This window comes from Candidatus Igneacidithiobacillus taiwanensis (genome assembly GCF_031962545.1).
In the GTDB taxonomy this organism is placed as follows: domain Bacteria; phylum Pseudomonadota; class Gammaproteobacteria; order Acidithiobacillales; family Acidithiobacillaceae; genus Igneacidithiobacillus; species Igneacidithiobacillus taiwanensis.
Genome location: NZ_JAVRKK010000115.1, coordinates 1 through 6,951 on the forward strand (window position 1 = coordinate 1; position 6,951 = coordinate 6,951).

General features: G+C 52.3%; 5 protein-coding genes. 3 read left to right on the forward strand and 2 right to left on the reverse strand.

The annotated features are described in order from the left end of the window. Position 1: 1 nt before the first annotated feature. Positions 2-2,314 carry a TonB-dependent receptor domain-containing protein gene (locus RTI30_RS11405; protein WP_312263334.1) on the reverse strand — a complete coding sequence of 771 codons (2,313 nt, stop codon included), beginning with the start codon at positions 2,312-2,314 and terminating at the stop codon, positions 2-4. Between the two features lie 358 nt (positions 2,315-2,672). Here RTI30_RS11405 and RTI30_RS11410 point away from each other — a divergent pair, with 358 nt between their 5' ends. Beyond that, a complete protein-coding gene (locus RTI30_RS11410) occupies positions 2,673-3,701 on the forward strand; it encodes a hypothetical protein (protein WP_312263333.1) in 1,029 nt (342 codons plus the stop codon). Positions 3,702-3,703: 2 nt separating this feature from the next. Here RTI30_RS11410 and RTI30_RS11415 read toward each other — a convergent pair whose 3' ends face one another. Then, positions 3,704-5,317 (reverse strand): multicopper oxidase domain-containing protein, encoded by a 1,614-nt coding sequence (locus RTI30_RS11415; RefSeq protein ID WP_312263332.1) that lies wholly within the window; start codon positions 5,315-5,317, stop codon positions 3,704-3,706. Positions 5,318-5,492: 175 nt separating this feature from the next. On the opposite strand from RTI30_RS11415, the gene RTI30_RS11420 reads away from it, so the two are divergent. Continuing rightward, complete coding sequence (locus RTI30_RS11420; protein WP_312263331.1) at positions 5,493-6,548, forward strand: glycosyltransferase family 2 protein; 1,056 nt, start codon at positions 5,493-5,495, stop codon at positions 6,546-6,548. Further along, positions 6,541-6,870 carry a hypothetical protein gene (locus RTI30_RS11425; RefSeq protein ID WP_312263330.1) on the forward strand — a complete coding sequence of 110 codons (330 nt, stop codon included), beginning with the start codon at positions 6,541-6,543 and terminating at the stop codon, positions 6,868-6,870. The genes RTI30_RS11420 and RTI30_RS11425 overlap by 8 nt, the downstream gene beginning before the upstream one ends. Positions 6,871-6,951 lie beyond the last annotated feature (81 nt).

Consider the following 6,951-nt stretch of genomic DNA (forward strand, 5'->3'; position numbering starts at 1 on the left):
CTTAGAAATGCGCGGAAATGCTTCCGTACACAGTAATTGGCGCGCCCGGCAGGGCCAGGACTTGCCCGGCAGAATCGCCGCCCAACAAGCCACCACTCGAAATATACTGGAATTCGTTGTAGTGATTGTTGGTGAGATTAAGGATATTCAAGTTCAAGTCGACATGGCGCAAAAACGGTACCAGACCGACGCTGGGAATCTTTTCATCGATACCCAAGTTGAGCGTGCCGTAGGCCGGCATTTTATCGGCGCTAGGCGCGCCGGTATTGTTGTTGAACATGCCCTGCGCGCCAACGTATTGATACCACAGGCGCGGCTGCAATACCGTACCGGCAAGCGGCAAGCGATAGGTAACGCCAATATTGAAGGTTTTATTGGGCACGTTGGATACCGGTAAGCCATCATAAGAAACGCCACCGGTTACGTAGTGATCAAAAACCGCTTTTTCGAAGTTCGCATTCATGAACAAATCGAGATTGTAGAGGATCTCGTCATCCAAAGCGAGATTGACGCCCTGATATACGGAATCGCCATTGGCATCACCAATATAGTTTCCATTGCTATCATAGAGAGGAATATATTGATTGGTGTAATGGAGATGATAGAAACTAGCGGTAAACAGGAAATGATGGAGGAAAGCGGCGTTATCAAAATGCACCTTCACACCCGCATTGTAATCTGCGCTGTGCTCCAAATTGTAGATCGGGGCTTTTTTCTGATACAGCCCGCCACCACCGCCCACCTGCGGCTCCTTGTATGCCTGGGCATAGCTGGCAAACACCGCCAGCCATGGGATGGGACGCCAATTGAAATCCAACGACGGCTCGACCTGAGTGAAACTTACACTGGCTGCCGGCAGAACTCCCTGGTTATTATGAGGATATAGCGCATAGGCTTGTGGAAAATCGCTTTGCCCAGAGGGGGTATAGCGCGTCTGGTAATTGATGACGCGAACGCCCGGGGTAATGTGCAGGTTGGACATTGGCGAGATCCGATCTTGCACAAAGGCAGCGAGGTCGGTCTGCTGAAAATAATCGCTGCGATAATGCGCATTTGGTACTAGACGCGAACCATAGTAGGGCGCGTTGGTATTATAGAAGGCATTCCTGGTGTTGTAATCGCTATTGAGAAAGAAGCCACCGAAGCTGACTTCGTTATAGGGCAATTTGGCGGTCAAAAACAGTTTGTCGCCATAGACCGAGTCGTGCGGGTTGTTATACTCGTAGAGATTACTGGGATTGGACAAGCCATAGTTATTATAATGAAAGTGTAGCCGATGACCATAGCGATACCAGATCATGTTGTGCAGCGACCAGGTTTTGTCGAGATCGACATTCAGCTTGCTGTACAGTAACCAAGTGCTGTTGCTGTCCTGCTTGAACCAAACACTATTCGGTAGGGAAGAATAATACCCACTTGCTGTCTGACTATATAGCGGCGAATTGGCGGTGCCATCCAAGGTCACACCGGCAATCGAGTTCACGGGAATCGGGACTGGTCGATAGCCAGAGCCTTTCGCTAGGTAGGCGCCAACAGAAAAATCGCCATTGCTGAACGTCTTACGCGTCTTCAAAAACCAGGCGTAGCTATAACTTGGGTTATTGAAACCATCCGGGCTTTGCCGATAACTATTGGACGATCCGGCGCCACCGGCAAGGATGGTAGACCAGCCGTCGATACTGCCGGTACGAATGTTGAAAACGATATTTTTCGCGTCATAGCTGCCATAGGTAAGCTTGATGTCGCCACCCGGCTTGGCGGTGGGCTGCAGCGGTACAAAATCGATTTGACCACCAATATTGTTATACCAGCGATTTTCTGGATTGCCGGGACCATAGGTGATGCCAATGCCCTGTAAGATGCCGGTTTGCGGCACCTGCGGCGACTGCCATAGCCCCGTGGAAGGATCGACCATAGGTACGCCGTCAAAGGTTACCGACAGGCTACCATCATCGATCTGCCCGCCGGAAAAACCACCCCATCCCTGCTTGATTCCATTGATGCTGATGGAAGTCTTGGTTGCCCCACTGGAGCCATACCCAGAAACACCAACACCCGGCGCATAGCTCAAGGCTTGAGCACTGCCGCCCAAGGGTCCAGCGGCGGCCATCTGCGCCTTGTCGAGCACCTTGATCGATTGGCCGGAGCTAAAATTATGTTTTTGCGTGAGGCTCTTGGCTTCTTTGCTGCCAAGATCGCTAGTAGCACTAATGGCGGCACTCACCTCACCAACAGAAATAGAGGATTGGGTGGGCGCGGTTACCGCAGTATCGGCGTAAGCCATGCCGGCGCTAAGGAAACCGGCTGCGGCCATGGCCGCCCGCAGAATCGAAGCAACCCTCCGAGGAGGAACAGAAGACATCGCATTTTGGGACATGAGCATAACCTCTCGTAGCGGATCGTTGTATCTCAACAAAACTTTTGGTCGTATAACAACCAAACACGTGAGAGGCTAGCACATTATTATTACAGTTTTATGAACCTTTTATGAATTTTTATGACAATAGATACGGCATCCTTACTGCGATTCTCTGCCCTTAACGCTTCACCGTACCGCACAATTCTTAGCGTACAATTAGCTGGATCACAGCCGAGGCATCTCCCTAACGCACGTAGACCTTGGCGCTGGCGGCTGCTATCTTTCCGTCGCCCGCTACGATAGAGGATACCCAATGAAATCTTTACTGCTCTCCATTGGCATAGCAGCCGTTATTGCCTGCGTGCCACTCATCTCCTCCGCCGAAACCGTCCACTTCCAATTGGTCAAGAAAATCGTATTGCCCACGACGGATGGCCATGGCGATCTTCTCCGTTACGATCCCGAAACCCAAAATATTTATGCCTCCATGGCGTACAGCGGTGGCGCGGTGATCAATCCTGCTGACAATAAGATCGCGCATATCATTCAAGGAGGAATTCAAAATCCTTCGGGTATGGCTTGGGATAAGAACTATGTCTACTGGACTTCCAATGGCAAAAGCAATGGCCAAGCCAACGATCAAATCTATGTCATCTCTAAGCATAGCTGGAAAGTTGTATACCACTTTCGGCCCGTTGGCTTGACTCCCGACGCCATCTATGCCGACACCCGCAATCATCGCTTGTATGTTGCCATGGATGACAGCAATTGGATTGATATATACCGGCTAGGAGAAAAACCCCGCTTTATCGGCAAGATCGCACTGTATCCGCAATCGGGAAGTGGCCCTGATGTTGGTACCTTGCGTGCCGCCAAGGATCGACTCTATATGCCGGATGACTCTTGGGAAGAAGTCATCAATCTAAAAAATAACCAGATCATCCATAAGATCAACACCGCCCTACCCACCGCTAATGGTCAAAACTCGCACACCAAGGGGCAGGCCTTTGATGAAAAAACCGGCGATTTGTGGGTCGGCACAACCAAAGACGGCATCTTGGTACTCCAGGGTAAGGATTTAAAAATCCTAAAGCGTCTACCTTCGCAGAGCGGTATCGATGAGGTAGTGCTCGATCCGCAATATCAACTGGTCTACGCTTTTGAAAGCAAGGCGAAGGGATTTGACGTCTATAATGCGGTTAGCCTGAAACCCGTGGCTTTTGTCAAAACCGGATACCTCAGCACCCATACCGGAGCCATCAACCCACGTAACCACGAGGTCTACGCCTACGCCGGCATGGACCACGCAATATTCGTGTACCGACCGATCCTTTCCCAATAAGCTCAGGTCACGGTGAATTGCCCCATCATGCCATTGTCCTCATGCTCGAGCATGTGGCAGTGGTACATGTAGGGGAATTCTTCCGTCGCCGGCTGTGCATAGTGGGCAATGAAACGCACCGTCTCGTCGCGGCGAATGAGTAAGGTGTCTTTCCATCCACGCTCGGTCGCTGGTGGCACTGCACCGTTGCGCGAAAGAATTTGGAATGAGGTTCCATGTACATGAAAGGTATGCGCCATCTCGGCACGATTTTCGATTTGCCAGATTTCTGTACTGCCTAACCGCAGCTTTTCGTTGATCACCTGCATATCCATATAGCGATCGTTGATGGAGAATAAGCGCTGTCCATCAATACCCAGAGACATTCCTCCGGGTCCGGCATGGCGCACCTGCTGCATCGCTTGGCGTAATTCCGGCATATCCTGCTGCATTGCCATACCGCGCAACACAAATTGCCGAGTTTGCGCATTGGCCTGCAGGGAGGGAATCTCCGCCAAACGGTCAGGCAGCCTGCCACCCGGCCCCAGGCGCGGTCGCACGCGTATGGCGAGGAGCGGAAAATTGCTGCGATCGTAGGCATCGCTGTCCATGGAGCGTGCGCTCAATGCTGGGACAACGCTCCCGGAATCACTACGTAGGTAGAGTTCTTTACCCGCAAGACTGCGCAAGTCGATGAGAATTTCGGCACGCTCTGCCGGAGCCAAGAGCAAACGCCGCACCGCAACCGGGGCCGCCAGATAGCCGGCATCGCTGGCAATGACGTAAAACTCGCGGTCGTCGGAAAAGGCAAAATTATAGAGCCGGGCATTCGAGGCGTTCAGCAGTCGCATCCGTACCCATTGCGCCGGTGCATGGAAAACGGGGGCTTCCCGCCCATTGATGAGAAAGCGATTGCCCTTCATTCCCATCACGTCCATGGCCGTCGGCATGTACTGCAAGGTGCCGGTGTCGTCCAATACACGATCCTGCACGATCACCGGTATGTCATCGACGCCCCAGCTGCGCGGCAGGCCCAAGGCCGCATCGGTACCGTCCTGTACCAAGTAGAGTCCAGCCAAACCAGCGTAAACGTGCGGCCCGGTGCGCGAGGCAGGGTGCGGGTGATACCAAAGGGTGGCTTCGGGCTGATCGAGTTGGTAGGCGTAGCGCCAAGTCTTCCCCGGCCGAATCAGACTTTGTGGACCACCGTCCATGCTGCCCGGAACATGGGCGCCGTGCCAATGGGTCGTGGTGCTTTCCTGAAGAGCGTTGTGTACCCAGAGGCGCACGGGCTGGTGCCGCGGAATCAGCAAGGCCGGCCCCAGAAACGCGCCGTTGTAACCCCAGGTAGGGGTGTGTAAGCCGGCACTCAGCTCGCTTACCCCCGCAGCAATGTGCAGATGAAACTCACGTACCCCGTCGGCAGCGAGCTGCCCGCCGTACTGCGGCGGGATTGGCAAGGGTGCCGCAAAGCTGGGGGCGGGGAGCCGCGAAGAAGGTGCGGGCATGACCATCCCGCCCATACCACCCATGCCATTCTTGCCAAGGGCTGCGAAGGCAGTCAGACTCAAGAAGCTGCTGGCACCCAGGGTAAGAAAGCGCCGGCGGGAAAGTGCGAAATGCTTGTCCTTCGACATGGGAAAGCCTCCAAGGCAGGAAAGGGATAGCCATTCGCACCATAACACCTGCAATAAGTAGAAAGTCAACTGTCGTTTTCCTAAGTATTTCCTAAGTCTTCGACAGTACAATGGGAGCGGAAGCGCAATGACGCGATGGACATAGCGCAGGCACACGTTTTGGAGAAAGCGAAAAATGTCGTCCTGGCGCAGCGCATCCAGCCCTCTGGAGAATATCACCCAAGCCGTTGCTTCTCGTCCGGATATAGCAGCGCGGGCGTTGCAGAAAAAATATTTGCTGTCGGTAATTATTCCCTGCCACAACGAGTCTTCAAATATCGCTCCCTTATTTGAGCGTACGCGCACGGCGTTAGAGCACACTGGTCAGTTTTGGGAGATGATTTTTATCAATGATGGAAGTACTGACGACACGCTATTGCAGTTACTGTCTCTACGCGAACGAGAAAACTGCATTACCGTTATCGATCTGTCGCGTAATTTTGGGAAAGAAGCAGCCTTGACCGCGGGGTTGGATCATGCGCGTGGGGACGTCGCCATTCCCCTTGATGCCGACTTACAAGATCCTCCAGAATTGATCCCGGAGCTATTTGCAAAATTTCTCGAGGGGTACGATGTAGTTAATGCACAACGATTACACCGTGATGGTGAACCCCTGGCAAAACGCTTGAGCTCTTTTCTTTTTTATCGGCTTTTGGGGCGTATCAGCAATATTACAATCCCGCAGGATACTGGCGATTATCGCCTACTCTCACGGCGAGTGCTGGATGCTCTACAACGCATGCCAGAACGACGTCGGTATATGAAAGGACTCTTCGCCTGGACAGGATTCCGCAGTACCTCGGTCGCCTATCGCCGCGAAGCTCGACATACCGGGCGTAGCAACTGGAATTACTGGCGATTAGGGCAACTTGCCATCGAAGGCATTACCTCTTTTAGCCATGTACCCCTGCAGTTAGCGTCTTTTAGTGGAATGATCATTGCCTTGAGCTCTTTTCTGTATGCGGCCTATCTGGTAATCGAAACTCTGTTATACGGTAATAGCGTCAAGGGCTATCCCTCGCTGATGGTTGCGGTGCTCTTCCTCGGCGGGATGCAACTGCTGGCTCTCGGCATCATTGGGGAATATTTATCGCGTAGTTACGAAGAGAGCAAGCAGCGACCCATCTATTTGGTGCAGGACACCTGGTCAAGCCCTATCGAAAATACAGACATTCAACAAGAAAATGCATAAAAAAAGATATTTTGTATACTCTATCGCAATATTTGTATTTTCCCTTCTCTACTTTGCTTGGGGAATTGGGAATACCAGTCTCTGGGATATTGACGAGCCCATCTATGCCCAGGCGCTGAAGGAGATGATTGCGCATCACAATCTTTTGGTGCCGACCTTCAATAACCAGCTTCTCCCCGATAAGCCGATACTCAACTACTGGCTGATGTGGTGTGGTACCCAAATTTTTGGATGGAACTCCTTCGGCCTGCGCGTAGGGTCGGCGTTCATTGGCGCACTGTTCATTTTGTTATTATGGATAGCTGGGCCGGCTCAAAAATGAAGTGCAACACCTTTGGTCCAAGGAGACTGGAGGTGAACAATGGGCAACCACTATCAGCACTTGAGTATGGATGAGAGAAAC